Here is a 24824-nt window from a genome sequence, read left to right as displayed (position 1 = left end):
GGGCAGCGTCATTGCCCCTTTTCTCAGTCCATACAAGGGGATATCACTATGTTGAAGTATGGAAAAAGCATTTACGCTATGCTGCTGTCGGTTCCGCTGGTCGTTGGTTGCCAACCAGCCAATGATGAGAAAGTTAAATCCGAATTAGCGGCATTAAGACAAGAAGTAAAAGACTTAAAAGCACAGGTTGAAAGCATTAACTCAGACATTGAGTTAGCTAAAGAAAATGCAGCCAAAGCAGCCAAACCAAAATTCAGGACTTTACCCGATCAAAAAGACTTTGATGGCAATGGAACCATTCCGTCTATGGGTGATGACAACGCGACAATCGCGATCATCGAGTTTTCTGACTACCAATGCCCTTACTGCAAACGCTTCACCGACAACACATTCGCAAAGATTAAAGAAAACTATGTCGACTCAGGAAAGGTTAAGTACTTAACAAGAGACTTTCCACTTGGGTTTCATCCACAAGCTAAAGGTGCCGCAATTGCTGCCAATTGTAGCTTTAAGCAAGGTGAGTATTGGCCAATGCGACACGCTTTGTTTTCAAATATGCGCAACTTAAATACCGCTTTGTACCAAAAAACCGCAAGTGACTTAAAGCTGGATATCGACAAGTTCTCTGCATGCCTTGAAGATCCTCAAATGGCAAAAAATGTAGAAAACGACATTGCCCTTGCATCCACTCTTGGTATTCGTGGTACACCAAGTTTTGTTGTCGGACGTATTGAAGAGGGTCAATTAGTCGGCGCACAACTGGTTGTTGGTGCACAAGATTATCGCGTGTTCGCCGCACTGTTTGACGATCTTCTTAAAGCGCCTAAATAGCCGTTTCACTTAGCGCTAATATAAACCCAAAGAGGCAATAACTTTCGCTATTGCCTCCTCTATCGCGCAGCTCAACAAACTCTATTTACTGTTTCCTTTTCCCTTATTACCACCGCCCTCACTCGTGCTGCTTAACTGGATGGAAACCATTGCGGTCGCTGTATTTTGACCATCAGATATGGTGTAGCTAAAGCTATCGCTCCCTTTAAAATTCTTCGCCGGTGAATACACTAAGCGCCCAGAACTGTTTAAACTGACTGATCCCTTAGAGCCTTGAGTAAAGCCAACGACTTGCAGTTTATCTCCATCAGGATCACTGTCATTTGCAAGCGCATCAATCTCAGTCACCTCTTTTGCCGTCAACACAACTGAGTCGTCGTTAGCAATGGGAGATAAGTTTGCGATCACTAGGATGCGATATTCGACAACGCCATTAGCCACGCCTTCACCGCTTTCCGTTGATAACGCATGAACTTGAATCGAATACTCACCCTCGGTTGCATTCTCTGCAGAAGTAACCATCACCTCAACATTCGCCTTCTGCCCAGACTCAAGCGATAGTTGGCGAGTCGAGCTACTCCACCCACTTGGAACATCTGCAGAGATTGTGTACGACACAGAGTCGCATTCAGGACCATTCTGGCTCGTCAACGTCGCGGAATACACCAAGGTGTCACCGGCATTGCCCTCTTGAGTCAAAGAAGAAAAGGTCAACAATGGAGGGCTTAGCTCACAAGTAGGCGCCAAGTCAGCTACTTTATAAACACTGCTCGCTCGTGCATTATAACTAGCGTCTCGTGTATTGGTTGCTATCGCGTCAATGCTGTAACTTCCTGCTTCGGCCGAAACGTCAGAAGTAACACTCAAACTAATAGATGTCGTTTCACCCGAAGCTAGTGAAGCAACGCTGTTAGTCGTAACCCACCCTTCAGGCACATTGGCATTGATTTGAAAATTTGCTGGCTCACACGCTTGACTATCATTATTGGTAATCGTTGCGGTGTAGTTAGCTATTTCTCCCGGTTCGAACTCCGCCGCTGAGTTTGCAACGAGCGTTAACGTTGGATTAGCCATCTCACACGTCTGAACGCTTGGTTCAATTTGATAAACCGCTGGAATACTGGTGGCCAATGCTAAATCACTGCTATTTTCCGCCTTCAGCAGAATGTCGTAACTGCCTTCTTGTGCTGAATCACTCGACGTTACGCTAATTTCTACCGCTTTCGTCTCACCAGAAGCCAGTGTCAAAGATGCATGCGTCGATGACCAACCAGATGGCACATTTGCGCTCACATTAAATGACGTTGTCGAGCAAGCCTTCGTATCGTTGTTCGTCACGTTCAACTTATAAGAGGCTGAAGAACCAGCAACACCACTCACCACTTGACTGGATGCAAGATCAATTGAAGGGCTTGCCTGTACGCATAATTCATTATCAAAGGTCACATGTATGCTAGCTGCATTGGCATTTGTCCACTCTGTCGTAATGGTAACGCCTGCTTGAACATCAGTATACGTTTGGCCGACAAGCAGAGCGGATTCATCAAGATCTCTCAGACCACTATTTGGAATCATATCTAGCATCAAGTTACTTTGTGGGTCATCTTCTGTCGCTAAGTGGAAAATTACCCCATCCGTAATGCCCGATTTGCCTTCAACAAAGCTATCAAACCCAATCGCTTGGCGATACTCAAGGTAATACCACAATGGTTTACCTGTTACTTCATCTGTGCCACGTCTAATTTTCAATCCTTTGGCACCACCACTATGCGGTGTTTCAACAGGTTCAAGTAAATACCTGCCGTCAGCCTCAACAGAAACAACGTTTCCTGAGTTTGTACTGATCCAGCCTAAGAGCTCCTTGCTAAAGGCATTAAAATGACCAGTGATGCCCGACATACCCATGATATCAAGCGCATCACCATATTCTGCCGATGCACATCGATCACCAATAATGTCAGAACCACAATCGAGATCTTTGGCGTGATGTAAGCCAAAGTTGTGTCCAAGTTCATGCCCTACAGTGCGCAGAGTTAAAGAGCCATTCACATAAGCTTTTGATGGATTACCGCCAACGGTTCCTTTGCCTGTCCATCCGCATGCTGAGTTTTCAGGAAACACGTAAACAATTCGAGCATAATTACCAAAGTTAATGCCATTGTCTCGGGCAACATCTTCAGCGGTAGTGTGAATTGTCCAAGTGTCGCACGTAGCATTCATTGGCAAAGTATAGTAACCAGCGACATCGCCCGTTAACCATACTTGGTTATCAGAGTTTTCTTTATAAAAGTCATTAACTTGGCCGAACACAAGCTCTCGTGTTTCTTCGACTGACCATGGTGTCTGCGTGTTATCTAGAAAGTTCAATAACATCACCAAAGTAAGCTGTTCACCAAATGAACTCGCAGTCACTTGTGTCAAGCCAGTCCCGTCTATAGAAGTCGTGTTACTACCATCAGCCAAAACCAATACATTAGATGGGTCCTGATTCAATGCCAACACATCTAATTTTTTACCCGTTTGCTTGATGTTGATCCCGCTAACGCGTACGTTGTTGCCATCTCGCAACCCCTTAGCGACCGCGTGATTGGGAAATTTGACTTCGATTCGCGTGTTTCCAGAATTCAAGATGTAACGAAGACGACTGGAGTGCGTTTTCTCATCATCTTCATAAAACACTTCCAAAACGCCTTCTAACTGCTGCTCTTGCTCAACAAAGCCTTGAAGCTCTGATGGAATAATCTTGCGTTGCTTGTTGTTAAAAGCGACTCTTGTTGCAAGGTCTGAGTCGATGTCAGCCAATTGTGCAATAGTTTCCTGTCTCGACTTGAGCAACATTAATGCTTCTGAAAAATAACGTAATTTAGCTTCGCCATCATTATTCTTGTAATTATCAATCGCGACCAATAGCTCTGAGTTCTTCTGCTGTATTTTTCTTTTAAAACTTCTTTTATCAACAGAAATTTTCTCTTTTGATTCATGTACATCAAAATGTGTATGGTAGTGTTGGTGAGTATTTTTATTAGTTACATCATTTACATATACAGCCAAGGTGTTTGACGAAAATATAGCAAGGGATATAACAGCAAGTTTTAGAACGAATCTTTTATTTAAATTAACACCATTAACTGGTAAATAATTATTAAAATTAAACATAATTATATTTTAGATTTATATCTTATTATGGATAGAGAACAACAACGTCTTATGACTTATGATTCAAGTCAAAACAGGTTACTGATTTGCTTGCATTTCTACTACAGAAAGCCGTTCGACCAAGTACGACATTGCTAAAATCAATGAGCAATAATACCCTCACCTATTTTTACAGAATTCAAATCTACATAGAGTGACGCACATTACTATAACTTCACATGGCGTATCTATGCGCATATAAAGAAATAGAACTGTATTAGGCATTAAATTTAAAGTACAAGTAACCCAAGGTTAATCTGAGTTATATTTAACCTGAACTTTAATTTTGGAGGACGCTGTAAGTAACTAATGCAACGATGCGGATATAAAATCCTTATAATTATTAATTCAATTTCATAATTATTACTTCCTTTAAATATCTCTCGAAGGAAATATTACCAAACAGAACGATTAAAAACCAAACAATTCATAACTCAACCTAATAGTTTTTAAAATGCATTTTTAAATCATAATGATAGAAGGCAACACAATACTGTCTTATTAATTCGATAGACTGGATTTCATGTGATCTACCTCTAAACAGACGTTCTCTGTAGGATTACAAGGTAAAAAACAAAAAGAGCCGCATATGTCAGCGACTCTTGGAATCAAAACTCTTACCTTCTAAGCACAACAGTTACAATTGCGCTTATAGCGGTCCATTTTACCTATGCCTGGGTTAAAGGTGTTGGTCGGGTCAAGTTGATGATAGAACTTTTGTAGCGAGTTTTCTGCTTCATATAAGTGACCTACGTTGTGTTCTGCTGGGTATTTCGCGCCACGACTATTTAGGTGCTCCAGCATCAGTTTCTTCATCAGCTTGGTGTCTGTACCCTTCTTAAAGATGTAGTCTTGGTGGAACACATAACACATGAAATGCCCATAATAGAGAGACTTAACGAGGTTCTTACTTACTTCCTCAGGTAATGTTTCTAACCATTCTTCATCGTTACGACGTAACGCAATGTCGAGAGCAACAATGTCTTCCACTTCCTTGCGGTGAATGGTTTCGTAACGAATTGCTGCACCTGCCGCTGCAAAACGGTGTAGATACGCTTTCTTACCCTCTTCTGGTGTACATTCGAAGAAGTCACTATCGTGCTCAGTTGCCCAAACCTCTTTGAGGTATTTCTGCGCTTCGGCAATACCGCCGTCACTCATTTTAAGTACAAGATGGTGCTCGTACTTATCACGGTATTCCAACATGCGCTTAGGAAGGTGCTGTGGGAATAGCTTGCTTGCGTAGTAGAGAATAGTATCTGGCAGGTATTTACTGACTAACGGTACACGCTCTAAGAAGTTTTCAACCTTAGCTTTTAGCGAGAACATCTTAGGCAGATTGTCCGTGCCTAATAAATCGATAGAAAGGAACACGTCTTTACCGTATTTTTCCGCCATGTTGAAGATGTCACGGTGAAGGTACTCCCCCATCTCTGGCAAGTTTTCGAATTGAGTAAGGAAGTCTTTTCTCAGCTTGGTCAATTTCTCTGGATCGTTAGTGCCTAAATAGAACACCTGCTCTTTCTCTGGGATTGGATAGCTGTCAACACGAACCGCAAACACGCCCAGTTTGCCCGCACAACCGCTCGCCTCGTACAGACGACGTTCGTCGGCATTAAAGCGCGATGGGATATCAGAAGTCACATCACGAACACGTTCGTCGTATTCTTTATCCGACGCCATGCGTTCATCATGAATCACTTTATCTGGGTCGAAATTACCATCTTGGATGTTCTGTAAGATCTCGTCAGGCGTCGAGCCTAATCCTTCAATACCAAGGTGGTTAACAAGATTGAGCTTACCGTCTTTGTCCACCTGAGCGAATATGGCTAATTCTGTGTAAGCAGGACCACGTTTAACCAAAGCGCCACCAGAGTTGTTCGCAATACCACCTACAACTGTTGCTCCAAGAGAAGAAGAACCAATCACCGAATGCGGCGCGCGATTAACTGCTCGCAACTCTTTTTCTAACGAATGCAGACTCGCCCCCGGAAGACAAACGGCTTGCTTACCCCCGTCTAACAGATAGATTTGCTTCATCTTGGTGATATTAACCACCACCACATCGCGGTCGTAATCACTACCACTTGGCGCTGAGCCTTCGGTCAGACCCGTCTTAGCCGCCTGCATGATGATGATGCAATTATTGTCCACACATTGTTGGATGACCTTCCACTGCTCTAGCAAAGTGTTAGGAAAAACCACCGCCAACGCCGTGCCGCTTCCTGAGCGAAAACCACTGCGGTAATACTTGGTTTTGATTTGATCGGTAAGGACATTTTCTTCCCCGACAATGGTGACAAACGCGTCGATGAGCTGCTTCTGTTTCATATCCGTATCTCTAGTTATTATGCCCAGCCAATATAAGTAGTCCGAATCTGAACGTCCATGCCACCAAAGTCCGATAACGACGCTCAGATCAAGTTAACTACATTAATTACCCATACATTCAATTACTTAAAATTCTTAGAACTGTAAAATCAACAAAGAAACTTATCGTTTCCAAAAAGAAACAATAGCAAAGTACATTGTTAACAAATGTGCACGATATCGAAGAACAAGAAAGTTAAAAGGGATGACAAGGCTTTGTATTCCTGACCTTGTCAGAATATTGAGTCAGAGCAAAGCCACAACATGTGAATACCATGACGTTATAGCAGCGTTATATGGCTGTGACATTGCCGATCAGTGAAGAAAATAGTTAGAGTGGAGAGTTTAAAATTTAGAGCAAATCCCTTCAATCAAAGGAGAATCACTCCTTTGAGAAAAGTTGAGCCACTAGAATTGATGGCTACGACTTTGAAAGCACTGATAGAGATGCTCGATAAAGATCTTAATCTTTTCTGGTTGCTGACGAGTGTATGGGTACACGGCATAAATACCCAAGCACTTAGCCGTTTCGTCTTTAAACAACTGAATCAGTTTGCCTTGCTGTAAGTCTTCATAAACCAGCACCCGAGGCACATAAATAATACCTTGCCCTAGTAAAGCGACGTTACGTAGCGCAGATGAGTTATTGGTACATAGATTCCCATCCACCTTAACCTGATACACCTCATCATCACGCTTGAAAACCCACTCACGTGCACCTGTCTCTTGATAGGCGTAAACCAAACAGTTGTGCTTAGTGAGATCGTCCGGCGTTTTTGGTTTACCATGTTTGGCAACGTACTTGGGCGATGCACACACAATCCAGTTTGCATCAACAAGCTTGCGTGCGATTAGGCTTGAGTCTGGTAAAACCCCAGTGCGAATAGCAAGGTCAAAACCTTCGTTGATGATGTCAGCAAACCGGTTGTCCAGTTCCATATCAATGTTGATATCAGGGTAAGCTTGGTTGAATTCAGAAATAACCGTAGGAAGGATAAGTTCACCAGAGATGGTCGGAACGGTAATCTTGATGTTGCCGGATAGGCTCTTACCTAAACCAACAATGGATTCTTCTGCAGTTGCGACGGCTTGGTAAACGCTACGCGCATGTTCGAAGAAGGATTGCCCTGCTTCTGTCAGTTTTAGCGTGCGAGTGGTTCGATAAAGCAGTTGAACGCCTATCTCCTGCTCTAATTTGGCAATACGCTTACTGACGACCGACTTAGTAAGTTCCATTTGTCTTGCTGCGGCGCTGAATGAACCTTGCTCAATCAAATGATAGAAAATAATGTAGTCGTCGGTATTTCTCATGTGTCTTCACTGCTTCCTTGTTGAAGAACATATTGTAAAGGGCTTTAAAGCTAAATGCTGGCTGAGAAGTCACACTTGAGAAGCGCATCTTTCTGTATGCAAACACTCAACGAGTGCTTGTTCAGCTTGCCAAGCATCAGATACAAAAAAACCAGCTTTCGCTGGTCTATTGGTGATGCTTTCGCATCTGGATATCGCCATTGCCATACCCAAAAATATGGAGGCGCCTCCCGGAGTCGAACCGAGGTCCACGGATTTGCAATCCGCTGCATAGCCACTCTGCCAAGGCGCCAAATTGTTTACGCTTAAAGGCTCTGCCCCGTTGCGTTGGTTGCTACTTTACGGATTCAGGAAATATAGTCAAACAAAAATCCAAAATTTCTGTTTGTTTGCTTTGTTTTAAACCAATCCGATGTTAATTCGACCTAAACCGTCCAGATTTATTCGTTTTGGTTAAAGCAAATCAAAATAGATAGGCAAAAGAAAAGCGGCAACCAGTGCCGCTTTTGTATCTCTATTCTCGCGATTAACCGTTGGCAACGCGTTTAAACAAGCGTCCCACTACGTTTGGATGGTAAGACCAAGTGTGGTCAAACATCGACATTAACGCTGGGTTGCCGTACTTCGACAAGCTAATGGCATGGAAGCGGTTCTTCTTCGCTTTTAGCGCATCGACTTTTGCAAGTAATTCATCTTGCTGTTTTGGCGCAATGAAGTCTGAAATAACAACCATGTCGGCGTTCTTGTATTTGTCGCTGTTCATCAAATCGATGGATTTAATCAACGTTGGCTCCAAATCTGTACCACCATGGAAGCTGTAAGTTAAAAAGTCGGCAGCTTCACGTAAGCCATCCTGACGCGTTAACTCGTAAGTAATGTGCTCAGTGGAGAAGATAATCACATAACAGTCACGTTGTTCAGCCAGAGCGATTTGCATCAGTGCGTACGCCATAGCTTTGGCACATTGCTCTGGGAAGCCACTCATCGAGCCTGACGCATCAACACAAACGATAAACGGTCCTTTTTCAACGTCCACCGCTTTATGATCTGGTTTGTGCGCTTTTACCTTACGCAGTGTGCGAGACTTACCTTGCGTACGGTAATTCATCAAACGTTTATCAACCAGATGCTTGTAGAACACGACTTCCAGCTCTGGATACGCCAAGAACATGGTTTCATTTGGTAGCAGTTTGTTGAGGTCGTCACTTTCATGAATACCGACGATATCGTCTGTCGCTTCGTCACTCTTTTCCTCAACCATTTGCAGCTCTTCTGCTGGTGCGCGATTGAGGTCAGGATCGTTTACTTGCCCCGCCATGCGACCAAGCTGTTCTGCGATTTCTTGTAAGCCTTTGTGCTTTTTAAGGAACTCTGCGTGGCGCTTCATCACGGTTAGGTCAGTTTTACTCAACTTAGCTGACGCCATATCCCATAAGCGCCCTACGCTTTCTTCATCACCGGACTCCGTCACTTTATCCATGTTACGCATGGTTTCCATACGTTGATAAAGATCGTTAAGGACTTTTTCTTTGTTCTCTTCAAGCTCAGAGACTTGTGCTTGTTTGATTGCTTCTGCAAGGCTTTGATACCACTGGTCACAGAAGTAATGAGGGAACATTGGGTTATTCACGCCCTTGTTCTTCTCCATCATGCGACGCGCTTGCATGTAAAACGCCGAGTGCCATTCAAGCTTCTTGATCACGTCATCAATGCGCTCAAAGAACTCGTTCTCATCCCAATAAATCACTTCTTGGTAGAGCGCGAGCTCCTGTTGAAAACGTTCTGTCTCACAGACTTTCGTCATGCGCTTTTTCACGTTGCCACGCCATTTAAGCAGATGGTTTTTCACTGAGGATTTCATGCCTCGGTTTTCTGCCATCATCATGACTTGTGAACGCGCCATTAAGTCGTTAACCGCACTATCAATGATGCCTGAATCTGCCACCATGAGCGCTAAGTTGAGTCCGTCTGCACCTAACATGTCGTCTCCTTAAGAGAAAAACTGATGTAAGTTTTTGAAGCGTTGAATGATCTTCTCGCTTTCACCTTGGATAGACTCAAGTCTCTGGCTCACCTGTTGCAGACTCGACTCCATTAGACGTGGTAACTCTGGATCCACGAAACTGTGCGGCAATGCGCCGTGGAAGTTGGCTTTAACCTTACGCATATGATGTTCAGCTTCACTCAATTGGCTGACTGCTTTTTCGCTTTCTGCCAACCATTTTTGGTAAAGCTCAACATCTAAACCTTGTTGGGTGACCAAGCTCACCAACACGCCTCGGTTAGCAATGTCACGGATCACTAGGTTGTTGGCAGCATCGACATCAAAACGCAGACGACACATATTGGTGTTTTGGTTCACGTAGCCATACACATCGCCATGACCTTCTTTGATCACTCGGTCAAGCTCGTCTTTTGGCACGTATACCCAGCGACTGTCGCCCTTCTCTGATTCAGAAACCGACATGTTGCTTTGCAGAATAACCAGTTTAACCAGATTCACCGCCGCGCCTACTTTGTAAGTTTTCGCTTTGGATGTATCGAAGCTCATGGTTTCTTTACGAAGCAGACCGGTTGCCGCTTCAGCGTTTAGCGTCATGCGATACTTGTCTTCAAGCTCATGCTGTACATCAACCAAAGATTCACGACAGTATTCGATCTCTTGCTCTGCTTCTTGCTGGTCAAAGGCATGTTTAAGTGCGAACTCTTGAATCACACCGCGAACGACATCGCGTGATTCAGGGCTGTTCCATAAACAATCTTGAAGTAGCAGAAGGTCAAGCGGATTGATCTCGTCACGCCCATTAAAGAACGCACTTGCTTTAAGCAGCTTGACCGCTTTCTTCCAACGGCGGTCAGACACGTACATGTCTGTTAATGATGCGTCGCCAAACTCAGACTCGACTTTGGTTTCCAACATCGTTTTTAGTTGGAATAGTTTTTCGAATGCGTTGTCAGTTAGAGTGAGCTTGTCGAGCTGTTGCTGCCAGCGGTGGTATTCTTCGTCTGTGATCGCCAAGCCCTCTGGAACTTGCGCTTCTTGAGACGTACCCACTGTCAGCATTGATTTGAAGTTTTGTTTATCCTGAATGCGGTTTACAAACACGCGTACCAACATACGGTCGTAAAGTGCGTCTAAGCCGCTGTCTTCATCTGGCAGCTCGTTTGATGCAGAAACCAAAAGACGCATCGGTACACGTTCGATATCGCTACCGTTTTTAAATGTCTTTTCGTTCACAACGGTCAACAGCGTGTTCAGAATGGCAGGACCTGCTTTCCAAATCTCATCAAGGAAAACGACTTGCGCCGTTGGTAAGTAGCCTTGAGTAAGACGGACATAACGACCGTTGTCTTTTAGCTCTTGAATGCTCAATGGACCAAACACTTCTTCAGGTGTTGAGAAGCGCGTCATGAGGTATTCAAAATAACTGCTATTATCAAAAGCTTGGATAAGTCGTTTTGCGATTAAGCTTTTTGCGATCCCTGGAGGACCAAGAAGGAAGACGCTTTCGCCGGCAAGAGCGGCAAGAAGACAAAGTTTGATGGTGTGTTCGCGTTCGTAAACGCCATCAGTTAACGCTTTCGCTAGCTTGTTGATACGCTCTGAAAGAAGCGCCTTTTCTGCATTAGATGCGAAAGATGGTTGAATCATAGAAGCTCCGGCTGTTGAACTGAGGCTGTATATATAATTTTATACATTTGTTATCACTTTGTTACAAGTGTATTTTTTAGTGAACCTCGTTTATACCAGATGCTCTTCGCGCGCGTGCGCGAGCAACCATAGTTTTCATTTATGAGACATAACTCACTGAATGTGTTGGTTTCGCAAGAGTATGAAACCATTTTCTTCTTTTGTTTCCGGTGGTTTGTGGTTAATGTGCAAAACACGTCAATGCGCGGTTACAGCTAGGATCCACAACTGCATGAGCAATACAATTCATAAATGGAAGCAGATTTCTCTGGTCGAAGAGGAAGTTAAACTACCAACTGGTCGGATGATCACACATACCACTATCCAACACCCCGGTGCTGCCGTTATCTTACCTATTACTTCAGATGGCAACATCGTTCTTGTTAATCAATTCCGTCCCTCTCTTAACAAATGGCTGCTTGAATTGCCTGCAGGGACACGTGAAGGCGATGAAGATCCTTTGCACTGTGCTCAAAGAGAGCTGGAAGAAGAAACAGGATACAGCGCCGAAAAGTTCACATCGCTTGGTCAAGTTACCCCTCTTGCTGGTTTCTGTGATGAAATCCAGTACTTGTTTGTTGCCGAACAACTGAACAAAACCAATCGATACGAGTGTGACGACGACGAAGTTATTGAAGTAGTGACATTGTCACGAGAAGAACTCGAACAACAAATTATTCAAGGCATTATTACGGATGCCAAAACTATCGCTTGCCTAAGCAAAGCTCGTCTTTGCGGTTATATTTAGGTCTTTTCGACCGAGGAGAGAATTATGGACTTTCGATCAGATACCGTTACGCAACCTACACAAGCAATGCGTGAAGCAATGTTTACCGCTCCTGTCGGCGATGATGTGTACGGTGATGACCCAACCGTTAACGAGTTAGAGCAATTTGCGGCTGAGCTTGCGGGCTTTGAAGCGGCAATGTTCACGACCTCTGGTACACAAGCAAACTTACTTGGCTTAATGGCGCATTGTGAGCGTGGTGACGAATACCTATGTGGTCAGCAAGCGCATAACTACAAGTATGAAGCTGGCGGCGCGGCGGTACTGGGTTCTATTCAACCTCAACCGATTGAGAACAACCCAGACGGTACTTTGCCATTCGATAAGCTAGAAGCTGCTATCAAGCCAGATGACGCGCACTTTGCACGTACTCGCCTACTTAGTTTAGAGAACACCATCAACGGTAAAGTGATTCCTCTTTCTTACCTTGCAGAGGCTCGTGAGTTCGTAAACAAACATAACTTGCAGATGCACCTAGATGGCGCTCGCGTATTTAACGCAGCTGTTGCGCTTGATGTTCCTGTGAAAGAGATTGGTCAGTACTTTGATTCAATGACTATCTGTTTATCTAAAGGTTTGGCAGCCCCTGTTGGTTCGCTACTGCTTGGTAGCAAAGAGTACATTGCAAAAGCCCGCCGTCTAAGAAAAATGGTCGGCGGTGGTATGCGCCAAGCGGGTATTCTTGCTGCAGCCGGTAAACTAGCCCTTACCGAGCAAGTAGAACAGCTAAAACAAGACCACATCAACGCAAAAACCTTGGCGGAAGGTTTAGCGGAATTGCCTGGTTTCTCTGTTAATCCAGAATTTGTTCAAACCAACATCGTTTTTGCCAAGCTTGATCCACAAGTGGATATCGCTGGCATTGCAGAAAAGATGAAGGAGCAAGGCATCACGATTACTCCAGGAAACCCAATCCGCTTCGTGACGCACAAAGATATTTCGGCACAAGACATCGATACCTTCCTATCTAGCCTTAAATCTCTGCTTTAACTTGATTTTGATCATTGAGCTTCCCCTAAGGGGAAGCTTTATTCTATGCGCTTTCAAGAACTACAATGAGTGCATTTCATGCTTAGATACGTGCTTCTAACGTCTCTTCTTCTCTCTTCCTCTGTTGTGGCGAAACCTTTTGGTGACGTTGATAAAGGCAAACTTAAATCACCAAGCTGTGTTTACTGTCATGGTTCGAACGGCATGACAACAAACGACGCTTACCCTAACCTAGCCGGTCAGAATGCTCAGTACCTATATGATTCTATGAAAGCCTATCAAGATGGGCTTCGCTTAGGTCCTTTGGCAGAAATGATGGCAGCCCAGTTACGCATGCTGAATGATGAAGATTTGCGCGATGTTGCCGCGTTTTATTCAGAACAAACACCTCATGCAGAAAAGTGAATAATTATGGGACTTGTGAATCACCACAAGTCCTAACTCCGTTTTCATTCGCACAACATCTAACCAAAACAATTAACCATTAAATCATTGATAAGCAACTCAACCCTCTTCAGATCAAATTATTGATGAATTTATAGTTCATCAACTCAGTTAATATTGACTTTTTATTCTATTTTATCGATATTTCATGCTTTCTATAATTCGACGTGAAATAGGTTATGTCTCACACACACGCTCAGCCATCGGAATCGGCGGCAACCCCTAAATCATGGCAGATGCCTGATACCCTCATTTTGATCTTCATTGTTGGTATTCTTGCTGCGATTCTTACCTACTTAATCCCTGCTGGTCATTTTGATAGCCAACAGGTGACCTACATGGTCGACGGTGCAGAAAAAACTCGCACAGTTATCGATCCATCTTCTTTCTCTTATGCAACCGACGAAAACGGTGAATTGGTTTACAACAAGGTTGGACTGTTCGCTTCAGGCGGTGGCATTGGTCTAATGAACTTCCCATTCGAAGGTCTGGTTTCAGGCTCTAAATGGGGCAGCGCGATTGGCGTTATCATGTTCATGCTGGTTATCGGTGGTGCATTTGGTGTGGTAATGCGCACAGGCACAATCGACAACGGTATCTTACGCCTTATCGACAAGACCAAAGGTAACGAAGCGCTATTCATTCCAGTTCTGTTTTTGCTGTTCTCTTTGGGCGGCGCAGTATTTGGTATGGGTGAAGAAGCCGTTGCATTTGCGATTATCATTGCGCCACTAATGGTTCGTCTTGGCTACGATGGCATCACTACAGTAATGGTGACCTACGTTGCGACTCAGATTGGTTTTGCAACGTCTTGGATGAACCCATTCTCGGTAGCGATCGCGCAAGGTATTGCTGGTATTCCGGTTCTGTCTGGTATGACTGTACGTATGGGGCTGTGGGCTGGCTTTACACTTATCGGTATTGCTTTCACTATGATTTACGCAGCGCGTATCAAAGCAAACCCTGAGCTTTCTTACAGCCGTCGCACTGACAAATACTTCCGTCAGCAAGAGCTAGGTGACCACGAATCTCGTTGGAACCTAGGTGACACCCTAGTTATCCTTACGGTTATCGCAACTACCGTATGGGTTGTTTGGGGCGTAGTGGCTAACGCATGGTACATTCCAGAAATCGCGTCTCAATTCTTCACAATGGGCTTTGTCGTTGCGATCATCGGTACGATCTTCCGTCTAAACGGCATGACTCTAAACTGTGCGGCTGACGCATTTAAAGAGGGTGCAGCAATCATGCTTGCCCCTGCTCTATTGGTTGGTTGTGCTAAAGGTGTATTGCTTATCCTAGGTGGCGGTACTACTGATGAAGCAAGTGTACTGAACTCGATCCTGAACAGCGCTGGTGGCGTAATCAGCGGTCTTCCTGACGTTGCAGCGGCTTGGTTGATGTATGTTTTCCAATCTATTTTCAACTTCTTCGTGACTTCAGGTTCTGGTCAAGCAGCGCTGACAATGCCTCTCTTGTCTCCTCTTGCAGACATCGCTGGCGTTACACGTCAGGTAGCCGTTCTAGCATTCCAACTTGGTGACGGTTTCACTAACGTTATCGTTCCAACTTCGGCATCTCTAATGGCAACACTGGGTGTATGTCGTATCGACTGGGGTGACTGGGCGAAATTCTGCTGGCGCTTTATGCTATTACTCTTTACCCTATCGAGCATTGTCGTCGTCGCAGCTCACGTGATGGGTTTTGCGTAAACTGATTACCAATATCCCCAAGCAACTTAAACGCGAAAGCGGAGTTTGGGTATAAAGAATAAGGCGAGACAAGTTCTCGCCTTTTTTAATTCAAGCCGTATGGCAAACAAGCATCGAAGTAAGATGTTTTGGAGTGACAACTTTAATGGCAACACAATTTCTGGATGACGTAATTCAAGGTCATCAAGTCATTCAATCTCTTGACGTAAAAGACTTGCCTGCAGGCGAGCACAAGTTTTGGTTCCGTATCGCAACCAACGCCCTATCTCAATGGCAACATTTGCCTGTGTTGGTTTTCAAAGGCGAAAAACCGGGTAAGAAAATCATGATCACAGCGGGTGTTCATGGTGATGAATACAACGGTGTTTTAGCGGCGCAAAAGACCGCTCGTGAACTGATTGGTAAAGACATCGCAGGTACTGTAACTGTCGTTCCGACCATCAACCTAACGGGTATGCTGAACCACAGCCGTGACTTCTTCTCTGCGGATCCAGATGCATCTCCTGCAAACTTAAACCGTTTCTTCCCTGGTGATGCAAACGGCAACGAAGCAAACCGCTTCCTATTTGCTTTGTGGAATAACCTTCTTAAACCGAACGCAGAACTGGCGATTGATTTGCACACTCAAACCACTGGTGCTGCTTACCCGCTGTACGTGTTTGCCGATTTCCGTATCGAGCAATCTCTGGAAATGGCTCGCCTCATTAACCCAGATGCGATTCTTAACGATCCGGGTGACGCAGGTGTACTTGAAACCGTCTGGAACAACAGCGGCATTCCAAGCATCACCATTGAAGTGGGTATGGGTCGTTACACAGAACAGGACCTGATTGACCGTACCGTGACTGGCATCTTCAATATCCTCGCTCGCCATGACGTAGTGACTGGCGAAGTTACAGAGATCACGCCTTGCCTAGAAGGTAAAGACATCATCAGCATTCGCGCTGAATTAGGTGGTTTTGTACTACCACAAGTGAAGATGATGGATAAGGTAGAACAAGGTCAATTGGTTGCAATTCAATACGACAGCTTTGGTGACGAGATTCAGCGTTACACAGCGCCAACAGAAGGCACGGTACTGAGCCACAACATTGAATCGATCCGAGCGCCAGGTTCTTTGGTTGTTCGACTGATTAAGTAATACCTTTGAGTTTAATAGTTCGTAATTTCAATCTGTTAGATTCCAACTAATGACACAAAGCCCTGCCTAACTTGCAGGGCTTTTCTTTGTTGGTCTCTTCAACAGCTTCAGCTAAGCTTTGCGTGACAATGTCACCAATAAAACCAAAGCTGCACACGACATAAGTACAAATCCAAGGTTTTGAATCATTCCAGCTAAACCTAGACCCGAACCAATCATCAAGTAGTACATTAATCCTAGTAATGCTCCTGCACTGCCCGCTTGTTGCTTGTAATCAACCAAAGCGGTGCTCAGTACATTTGGAATGGCGATACCAAATGCCATCACAATGAACAACATTGGCGCCAAGAACCAAATCGATGTTTGCAGCATAAACACACCGAAGCCTCCGATGATCAAAAATGCTGATGCAATCCAAAGCAAATGCGTTTGTGAGCGACCTTTTGCTAGCAATGACTTGTTCATCAAACTGCCGATTAAGGTACCCACGCCTAATATCACACCGCTGTATCCGAACTGTTCAGAACTCAGTCCGAGCTGCTCAAAAGTGAATGCGCCTAATTGGTAGTATGCGAATAAAGCAATGTTGTAGAGCGCAACCAACAACGCAGATTGCCAGATTTGAGCATCTTTCAACATTCGTCCAAGTAATGAACCGATGTTTAGCGGCTGCTTTTGAGTTTGTGTTTCAGGTAGATTAACCGCGTTGTAGCACAGCAAAACAAGCGCCAAAATAAACAACGTAAAGAACACAACCTGATAGCCACCGAGTGCTGTTAACTGACCACCGAGCAACATGCCAATCACAGGGCTAATGGAAATACCCATGCCCATAACACTGAATACTTTGCTTAGCTCATCGCCTGAAAAGCTGTCTCTTAGCATGGTTTGTGTCACGACCGACCCAACCGCAATACCAAAAGCACTGAACGCGCGAGCTATCATCATCACATCAAAGCTTTCTGTTTGCATAGCGACCAAAGCAGATACGCCGTAAACCAGCAACCCTGCCAACATGGTCGGGCGTCTGCCCCACTTATCTGCCAAGATTCCCCAAATCACCACGCCAATAGCAAACGCGGAAAAATAGATAGATAGGGTTTGCGCCGCTTGCGAATACGTCACAGCAAATGACTGAGCAATATTACCTAGCGCTGGGCTGTATATGGTCTCCACAATTTGCGGAAACATCAGCATCACCACCATCAACCCAATAGAAGGTTTCGTTTTCATTTTTACCTCTCTGTCCCACTCCTACAGATGTTTAAGTGGGTAACGAACTTAACTTGGCGTGCAGTATAGAAGGCGTTATGCTTTACCCATTAACAACATTAAAACCAAAAACATCAAGATTCGGACGAATGGCAATTATTGAAGACAATACTCGATTTGATGCGGACGCAATTGCCGCGAGTGTAGTTGGTATCGCAGCGGATGTCGGCAAACATGATTCCGGTATGCACGAACACAAGAAAGGACAATTGCTTTATGCGCCACAAGGCTGCATGACGTTCGCACTCGATAACTCTATTTGCACCTTACCACCAACCAAAGCGGTGTGGATTCCGCCGCATACTTCTCACAGAGCTGTCATGACCAACGTTGTAGCTTACCGTTCACTCTATTTCGATTGCAGCAAATACAGCAGCCCGAAAAATATCGTGATGATTGAGGTGAATGATCTTTTAAAAGCACTGATCGACAAAATGGCATTGTGGGAATGGGATATTGAAGAAACGAAAACCCAAGCGACGAGCACTTTGTTTTGGGAAGAGTTTTACCAAGCGAAGCAGTTTGAATTCTCTTTACCCTTGCCTTCTGATCGACGTTTAACAGGGTTTCGTAAGGCAATGACCAAGAGTGATTTTATAGCACCAGAGTTAAACCAACTGTCACAAACCGTTGGCGCGAGCAGCAAAACCATCACGCGCCTATTTAAGGCTGAGACTGGCATGTCTTATCAAGATTGGCGTCAACAATGGCGGCTACTTAAGGCTATTGAGCTATTATGCGAAGAAAGACAAGTCAGTGATGTTGCCCATTGTTTGGAGTTCTCATCAGATAGCGCATTTATTGCGTTCTTTAAGAAACAAACCGGACAGACACCACTGAGTTTTATGAAGCACAGATCGTTGTTATAAGGCGATCATTTCGCGTGTTATTTGGTTTGGTCTACGAGAATTAGCTCGTCCAACGCAAAGCCTTTCTCTTTTGCTACTTGTTTGAAACGCTCGACCGTTGCTTTATCGACAGTTGGCGTGCGTGACAGTAGCCATAGGTAGTCGTGATTGAAACCAGAGATAAATGCGTAGTCGTAGTTCTCACCTAGTTCAAATACGATGTAAGACGAATAAAACGGACCGAAGAAAGACACTTTTAAATGCCCTGTGTTTTCACCATCAACGAAATACGCTTTGCCGTCAGCTTGCGTCCATTCTTTATCTTCTTCTGAATAACCTCGGTTGATAACTGTTACACCACCATCCTCACGAAGCTCGTATTCAGCCGTCACATTCGATAAACCACGCTCAAAAGAGTGATCAAGACGCGCAATTTCATACCACTTACCTAGATATTGTTGAAGTTCAAAGTTGTTGACGGGCTCCACGCCGTCCGGTTTAGACGTACAGCCAAACAACGTTGCAAGAGACAAAAGTAAAAGTGTTTTAAGAGATTTCATACAGCAACCTGAAATTAAACTAGGGTCTGTTGACCTTTTGCGGTTAAATTTTGTTCGAGATAAAAGCGTTTTAATCGCGGCGAGAGGTTTGTAGCCTAGTTATTCTAAGCAAAATCCTCTCAACAAAGAGCAAAACGCTTTTAGCCGAACCCTTCGGGCAGCGTTTGTGGCTCCTTTCTACTGCGTTATCGGCTTATCAGGTAGGGCAACTACATTTCAAAGCCTCTGCCTTGTATAAAGAACCCACAAACTGCTGCAAAAATCAGCTCAAAAGGTCAACAGACCCTAATGCCTGATTTTACTATAGAAGATAAGAAATCGATCAAAAACGAATGATCCTAAATTCTCCACAGGACAGTCCTACGTCTTGGAAACCTTGTAGTGCTTCAAACACATTAAAGTGGCTCACGACAACAACCTTTCGATATTGGCGGTAACGATCCAGCACCAACTCAGCCCGTGCTTTTAACTCATCAACATGTTCGTAGCGATTATCGGTCATTGGAATACCCGCTTTTAACAGCTCTCGGTATTCGAGCCAGCGTCGGTCTCTCTCATTCAAGGTAATGTAGCCGCCTTCTTTGTCCGCACGCCACTCTCTCAAGTCATGCTCAACAAACAAAGGCAAATCGCGATGACGATTGAGAATTTCTGCAGTTTGAAGGGCTCTTGTATAAGGAGAGCTGATGATGATTTCAGCATCATTGAAGACTGGATGATTGAGCTTTTCTTGCAGCACGGGCAAATGCTCTCGACAAAGCGGCGCATAGTCCTTCTCAAGCTGAGTCATCTGCCGCTCATCCGCTAACGTAAAATCTGGCACGCCATGCCTTACAAATACAATGTCCATATTAAGGTGCTCGTCCTTGTTAAATTGCTATTGAGAAATTGGAGTCAGTTTTAGATAGGAGTGCACTTCTCCATTTTTGTATTCAATCGCCGAGTGGATGGAAGGTTCACGGTTTCCCACAACAGAAAGTTCATAAGTGTTTTCACCTTTGTAGATCGTGATATGAAGTACGCCAGCCTCTAGCTCCCAATGCCCTTTGGTATGAAGGCGTCCAAACAAGGTGTATTCATCAAGTGAACCATCTGCATGCAAATGTACCTCTGTGATGTAGCCACCCGTGCAGCTCTTGATCCAGCAACGATCACTGACTTCTTCGAGACGTATTTCTCTTTTGCTTGCCTTCCATTTTGAGAAACGTTCGGACTCTGCAAACGATGCTTCGATATCGGAATGTTCTTTGATGGGCGCACCTTCAAGCTCGCGTAAGCAAAGCTGAATCCAACTAGTTATTTGCATGGAATGTCCTTAAGGTTTCAATTGCCCTTTTTACACCTAAACGTGGGCTGCTTAATACTGGAATGTCGACATCAACTAATGATGCAGCACCTGACATCGAAGCTTGTGCCAATACGATTACGTCATAATCACGAGCCTTTTGCTCTATTACCGCTTTAATCTTATCGTAATAGCCTTGGTTATCTTGGTCGAGAAAGCGTTCCCAAGCCCCTTCAACCACAAACGTATCTAACTGACGGATACAATTGCCCTCACTTGTCTCAAGTAACGCCAAGCTAGGTTCAATGGTTGTCGATAATGCCGCGAGTAACAACACTCGCTCATGAGTTACAGCTTGGTCACCCATCGCGCGGTCGATACGCTGAACATTGGTTCCCTGCTCCGTAAGTGATTCAGCAAAGCGACCAATTGAGGAGCAGGTACAAACCACCAAGTTTGCTTGTTCAGAAAGCTCGCGTACTTTGCCTTGTACGGATTGTTCCACCTTAGATTCGTCCTCTCCAGCAACCAGACGCTCTAACAAGCCAGCATCGGCAAAGTGTGCGACTTTTAAATCAGGTGCGAGCTCTGTCATCAGTTCGGAGAAAGGTGGAATGTGTACGGGTGAAGTATGAAGAAAATATAGGTCGTATGGCTTCATGCTAAGTTGTCGATTTTTAGTTCAATTTCGACAACTTAGCACAAGGCGATGGGAATTAATGCGATCAGAGTTCCTGTTGTGCTTCCCAAAGACCAAGAAAGTACTTGCCGTAAACCACTTCGGTTTGTAGATGCATAATCAGTAAAAATGCAATTAAAGCTAATATAAAGCGATTGAAATAACGACTGACTTTGGTACGGATTTTTATATCGAATACACCGATATGGATACCAACATAGGCAAAGGGGTAAACCAACAAAACAGCGAGTAACCAACCTAAGTAGCCGGATATCGCCATTTCCTCGTAACCGATCATAATACCTCCACAATGAATACGACGGGAACGTTATTAGGGTCCGTTAATCTCTTGAGCTGATTTTTGCAGCGAAAGGTCAACAGACCCTAGTATTCATCATCTAACGGAGGCGGAATGTCAGGATTTACACAGCTGCGAGCCGTTGCCAAAAAGTCACTTAAATAAGTTACTTATCTATTTATAAAATCTTGAGAACCAAGAAAATCTTGTGCCATTTTTGGTGAAGTGATGTGGATGAACTCGATAGGCGAACCTTTTAAGTCATCTTTCAATTTTAAATAACGCTTCCGATTCTTTCGGTAATTCTTAACCGACCACCAAATAATCGAGTCTGTACTCAAAAACGCTTTTCTAAAGCTTTCTCTATTGCCAGTTCCTTCCCAAAACTCTTCTTGAGTCCATGCCCTTTTAATAGCACGAGTTATGGAACGATAAGTGGTGATAGAACGTGAATAATCGAGCCAGATGATGGTATCGACTCTTTGCCATTTGTATGGTTGTGTTCGGCTGTAATTCCCGTCGAGTACCCAAGCGTCTTGTTGAGTTACGTCCACGACTTTATCGAAGAACGTCTCATCATCGAGTTCTTTCCAATCGGGAAGCCAGAACAACCTGTCCATTTCTATGTACGTGACACCTAATTTCATTGCGAGTTGCTTTGAAAACGTCGATTTACCGCTTGCACTGCTGCCTACTACATTGATCCTTTTCATTAAATCCTCCTAGGTGACCGTACCAAATTGACAAAGAGCGACGCATTCCAACTATAGGTAAGTCTGGAAAATGCGGAGGCGGGATATTAATGATTACGCTTTAAAGTTCTAGTGTAGGTTCAATAAGATGTGAAGTTACGCGCATAAAAAAGCCTCCAGTGAAGGAGGCTTGCAAATGAACTAATTACAACTTATCCCATGCGTCTGACCAATAAACGGTTTCACCTGGCGCATAAGAAGGATTTGAACACCACCCCGTGTATGGCCATGGTTTACATTGATACAAGTTGCCATCTGAACCTGTGACAATGTCACCTGCTTCATACGCTTTTCCAGATTCATACGGAGGGTAACTGCTGCCATCAGAAACAATCACAGAGCGTTGAGCTGTCGTAGTTTGATTAGCACTGTCCGTTACGCGGTAAACCAAGTTGTAGACGCCTAGAACGTTCACATCTACACGGCCCTCTACACGAACTTGATCAGTCAAATCACCGTCTTCTGCATCCGTGGCTTTTACACCTGCCATTGGGTCAAATGCATCACCAAGCTGTATGGTCGTATCCGTTACACCTTCAAACTCAGGCACTAGGCTGTAAACAACAACCGTTCTGCTTTGCTTGGTTTCATTGTTGTCGCTGTCTTTTACACTGTAAACCAAAACATAAGTGCCAACGGTGTTCACATCAACTGAACCTTCGACAGTAATGCTGTTAGTTAGGTCTCCATCTTCTTTATCAGATGCGGTAACACCTGCATACGGATCAAATGCACTACCGTGATGCACTCGAACATCGTTGATGCCGCTAAGCACCGGCTCGCCTTCACTTGGCGGTGGTGGAGTCTGACCGTGGATAAACGGACCGTAATCCTTCACAAATTTTTCACCGTACGCCTGACCATTCTTGTTGGTGCCCATATCCCAGTTAACTGACCATGTCATTACGCCACGAAGTGCCTGCCCTTGCGCTTTAAGTTGGTCAAACGCGTCGTAAAGATCTTGAGGATCTTGTACAAAGCCCGTTGCTGCTGCATCAATGTTAGATGGAATACCAAACACCAATTTGTCATGCGGAATTTTATGGAAACCACGTGTACCGTTCGATAGAGAGTCTGAAATGTAGTAAATGAATTCTTGTTTTAGCGCATCATTGTTTTGTGCAATCCAACCCACACCTTCAACCCAAATACCATCACCACCTTGGTTGTAAAATTGAGGGTTGATCCAATCATAGTACCCTTCTAATCCAGTAATATAAGGAACGTATTTGCCACCTTCTGTTAAGTATGGAAACTCAGGCGCCATCGTAATTAGGAAGTTTTTGCCCTGCTGTTGATAGTGTTCTTTTACAAGGCGAAGTGCAGCTGGGATTACTGTTTGGTTGTCTGACGCGGTTACTGCAGATTGCTCTAAATCGATATCCAGACCATCAAAGCCGAACTTATCAGTAAGGCGGATGATCTCTTGTGCGAATGCTTGCTCATCGCCAGTTTTCAGCTCGACGTGCGCATCTGCACCACCAAGCGCAATAAGAACGGCGCGTCCTTGTTGGTTTAGTGCGCTAATTTGATCAATAAATTGTTGTTCTGAAAGACCAATATTTGGATCGAGCTTAAAGGTTGGAATGCGGCCTTCGCTGGTATTGAACACCTTCATGAAAGAGACGTTAACCACATTGTACATTGGGTCAACTTCATCCAGCGTCACACACGGCGCATTACCGCCCTTGTAACCAGCCCCATCGCACCAGTTATGCCAATAACCGACTACAACACCGCCATCTGGATTCACCATTTCATTAGCGGATGCTACGTTTGAAAGACCACTCAAACCCAATGCTACTGCTAGATATAGCGCTTTTTGCTTCATCGTGTTACCTCTCATCCATTTTGCTTCATCACAACAATCATTCAGCACTTTATATTAGTGCCTAATGAATTTTTATTGGATTATATGGCTGTATTGCGAAAACAGATACACGTGCAAAGTTATGTTTTCCAAGTCTATTTTATAATTGTGATCTTAATTCACGACGCGAAATGAATAGGAAATTAGCGTTCGCTCTTATGCGTGACTTACTAGCAAAATTAGGCAAAAAGTTAACCAAAATCTATTTTTTGGAGCTCGCTCGCAACGATTTAATCAGGATTTAACCCTGTTCATATAAAAAGTTTGCACAACGTAGACATTGGGCTGGAACGCCAACTTATATAATGCGGGCTTACATAAATAGAGGTTATTTTTATGAAATTAAAAACAGTGTCAGCTTGCGCAATCTTGGTTTTGCTTGTCGGATGTCAGCAAAAAACTCAAGATGAAGCGACACAGTCAACAACCTCGGCAGATGTATGTAATACACAAGGAAATATGCCAGGTGGGTGGAACGAATTCGATGCTACCCCAGACGCTCAAAAGGCAATGGCCTTTGTCCTAAACAAAATGGAAACTCTCGCTTCGTTTAAACAGATCTTGTCCGTTCATGCACAAATTGTGAGTGGTGTGAACTACGCGATAGAGTTTGAATTGAATGACGGATCAGTTTGGAACACGGTTGTTTATCGCAACCTTGATGGTGAATATGCGATTACGCAATCACCGAAAGAAGGTCGCTTCTGCGAACAATAAATGCTTCGAAACTGAGAACCAAAAAGCCCCGCTATTTTACACCGTAATTTAGTGGGGCTTTTTGTTTATTC

Annotated in this window: 21 protein-coding genes and 1 tRNA gene; 8 read left to right on the top strand and 14 right to left on the bottom strand. The window is 44.2% G+C overall.

The features are described 5' to 3' along the window. Positions 1-48 precede the first annotated feature (48 nt). Positions 49-831 carry a DsbA family protein gene (locus QMY49_RS23870; protein WP_188014716.1) on the top strand — a complete coding sequence of 261 codons (783 nt, stop codon included), beginning with the start codon at positions 49-51 and terminating at the stop codon, positions 829-831. An 81-nt stretch (positions 832-912) separates the two neighbouring features. On the opposite strand, the gene QMY49_RS23865 is transcribed toward QMY49_RS23870, so the two are convergent. The 6 genes from QMY49_RS23865 to QMY49_RS23840 all read right to left on the bottom strand — a co-directional run bounded on the left by QMY49_RS23865 (position 913) and on the right by QMY49_RS23840 (position 11359). After that, entirely contained in the window at positions 913-3669 is a 2757-nt protein-coding gene (locus QMY49_RS23865; RefSeq protein WP_283314831.1) for an Ig-like domain-containing protein, read from the bottom strand. A gap of 981 nt (positions 3670-4650) precedes the next feature. Then, positions 4651-6357: a D-lactate dehydrogenase gene (gene dld / locus QMY49_RS23860; protein WP_283314830.1), complete on the bottom strand. Its 1707-nt coding sequence runs from the start codon at positions 6355-6357 to the stop codon at positions 4651-4653. Positions 6358-6804: 447 nt separating this feature from the next. Then, positions 6805-7707, bottom strand: coding sequence for a LysR family transcriptional regulator (locus QMY49_RS23855; protein WP_283314828.1), 903 nt, complete (start codon positions 7705-7707; stop codon positions 6805-6807). Positions 7708-7925: 218 nt separating this feature from the next. Further along, positions 7926-7999, bottom strand: a tRNA-Cys gene (locus QMY49_RS23850). Positions 8000-8233: 234 nt separating this feature from the next. Then, the gene (gene viaA / locus QMY49_RS23845) at positions 8234-9688 is read right to left on the bottom strand and encodes an ATPase RavA stimulator ViaA (RefSeq protein ID WP_005443815.1); all 1455 of its coding nucleotides are present in this window, start codon (positions 9686-9688) and stop codon (positions 8234-8236) included. Positions 9689-9697: 9 nt separating this feature from the next. Then, complete coding sequence (locus QMY49_RS23840; RefSeq protein ID WP_009696114.1) at positions 9698-11359, bottom strand: ATPase RavA domain-containing protein; 1662 nt, start codon at positions 11357-11359, stop codon at positions 9698-9700. A gap of 271 nt (positions 11360-11630) precedes the next feature. Here QMY49_RS23840 and QMY49_RS23835 point away from each other — a divergent pair, with 271 nt between their 5' ends. From QMY49_RS23835 to QMY49_RS23815, 5 genes are all read left to right on the top strand, one after another. Beyond that, entirely contained in the window at positions 11631-12146 is a 516-nt protein-coding gene (locus QMY49_RS23835) for an NUDIX hydrolase (protein ID WP_017818795.1), read from the top strand. Between the two features lie 24 nt (positions 12147-12170). Further along, complete coding sequence (gene ltaE / locus QMY49_RS23830; protein WP_009696116.1) at positions 12171-13175, top strand: low-specificity L-threonine aldolase; 1005 nt, start codon at positions 12171-12173, stop codon at positions 13173-13175. 78 nt (positions 13176-13253) lie between these two features. After that, entirely contained in the window at positions 13254-13580 is a 327-nt protein-coding gene (locus QMY49_RS23825; protein ID WP_017190809.1) for a c-type cytochrome, read from the top strand. Positions 13581-13798: 218 nt separating this feature from the next. Beyond that, a complete protein-coding gene (gene yfcC, locus QMY49_RS23820) occupies positions 13799-15331 on the top strand; it encodes a putative basic amino acid antiporter YfcC (RefSeq protein WP_171371512.1) in 1533 nt (510 codons plus the stop codon). Between the two features lie 145 nt (positions 15332-15476). Next, positions 15477-16472 carry a succinylglutamate desuccinylase/aspartoacylase family protein gene (locus QMY49_RS23815; protein WP_283314822.1) on the top strand — a complete coding sequence of 332 codons (996 nt, stop codon included), beginning with the start codon at positions 15477-15479 and terminating at the stop codon, positions 16470-16472. 111 nt (positions 16473-16583) lie between these two features. Here the strand turns inward: QMY49_RS23815 and QMY49_RS23810 are convergent, their stop codons facing one another. After that, positions 16584-17705 (bottom strand): multidrug effflux MFS transporter, encoded by a 1122-nt coding sequence (locus QMY49_RS23810; protein WP_283314820.1) that lies wholly within the window; start codon positions 17703-17705, stop codon positions 16584-16586. A 128-nt stretch (positions 17706-17833) separates the two neighbouring features. Here QMY49_RS23810 and QMY49_RS23805 point away from each other — a divergent pair, with 128 nt between their 5' ends. Further along, positions 17834-18613, top strand: a complete 780-nt coding sequence (locus tag QMY49_RS23805; RefSeq protein WP_283314817.1) for an AraC family transcriptional regulator — start codon at positions 17834-17836, stop codon at positions 18611-18613. Between the two features lie 17 nt (positions 18614-18630). Here QMY49_RS23805 and QMY49_RS23800 read toward each other — a convergent pair whose 3' ends face one another. The 7 genes from QMY49_RS23800 to QMY49_RS23770 all read right to left on the bottom strand — a co-directional run bounded on the left by QMY49_RS23800 (position 18631) and on the right by QMY49_RS23770 (position 23997). Next, entirely contained in the window at positions 18631-19152 is a 522-nt protein-coding gene (locus QMY49_RS23800; RefSeq protein WP_283314815.1) for a lipocalin family protein, read from the bottom strand. Between the two features lie 322 nt (positions 19153-19474). After that, on the bottom strand, positions 19475-20002 hold the full coding sequence (locus QMY49_RS23795; RefSeq protein WP_283314814.1) for a histidine phosphatase family protein: 528 nt from the start codon (positions 20000-20002) through the stop codon (positions 19475-19477). 27 nt (positions 20003-20029) lie between these two features. Continuing rightward, a complete protein-coding gene (locus tag QMY49_RS23790) occupies positions 20030-20458 on the bottom strand; it encodes a hypothetical protein (RefSeq protein ID WP_038899515.1) in 429 nt (142 codons plus the stop codon). Further along, on the bottom strand, positions 20445-21098 hold the full coding sequence (locus QMY49_RS23785) for an amino-acid racemase (RefSeq protein WP_038899514.1): 654 nt from the start codon (positions 21096-21098) through the stop codon (positions 20445-20447). Before QMY49_RS23785 ends, QMY49_RS23790 begins: the two co-directional genes overlap by 14 nt. 64 nt (positions 21099-21162) lie before the next feature. Continuing rightward, a complete protein-coding gene (locus QMY49_RS23780; protein WP_050921127.1) occupies positions 21163-21414 on the bottom strand; it encodes a hypothetical protein in 252 nt (83 codons plus the stop codon). A gap of 170 nt (positions 21415-21584) precedes the next feature. Further along, positions 21585-22127: a P-loop NTPase family protein gene (locus QMY49_RS23775; RefSeq protein ID WP_005446996.1), complete on the bottom strand. Its 543-nt coding sequence runs from the start codon at positions 22125-22127 to the stop codon at positions 21585-21587. Positions 22128-22311: 184 nt separating this feature from the next. Then, positions 22312-23997: an immunoglobulin-like domain-containing protein gene (locus QMY49_RS23770; RefSeq protein WP_283314807.1), complete on the bottom strand. Its 1686-nt coding sequence runs from the start codon at positions 23995-23997 to the stop codon at positions 22312-22314. Between the two features lie 375 nt (positions 23998-24372). Between QMY49_RS23770 and QMY49_RS23765 the strand changes: the two genes are divergently transcribed. Beyond that, complete coding sequence (locus tag QMY49_RS23765) at positions 24373-24753, top strand: cystatin domain-containing protein (RefSeq protein ID WP_009699049.1); 381 nt, start codon at positions 24373-24375, stop codon at positions 24751-24753. Positions 24754-24824 lie beyond the last annotated feature (71 nt).

Source organism: Vibrio harveyi, from assembly GCF_030060435.1.
Taxonomy (GTDB): Bacteria; Pseudomonadota; Gammaproteobacteria; order Enterobacterales; family Vibrionaceae; genus Vibrio; species Vibrio harveyi.
The sequence above is the reverse complement of the archived record's forward strand: the minus strand, read 5'-3'. Positions and strand labels throughout refer to the sequence as shown.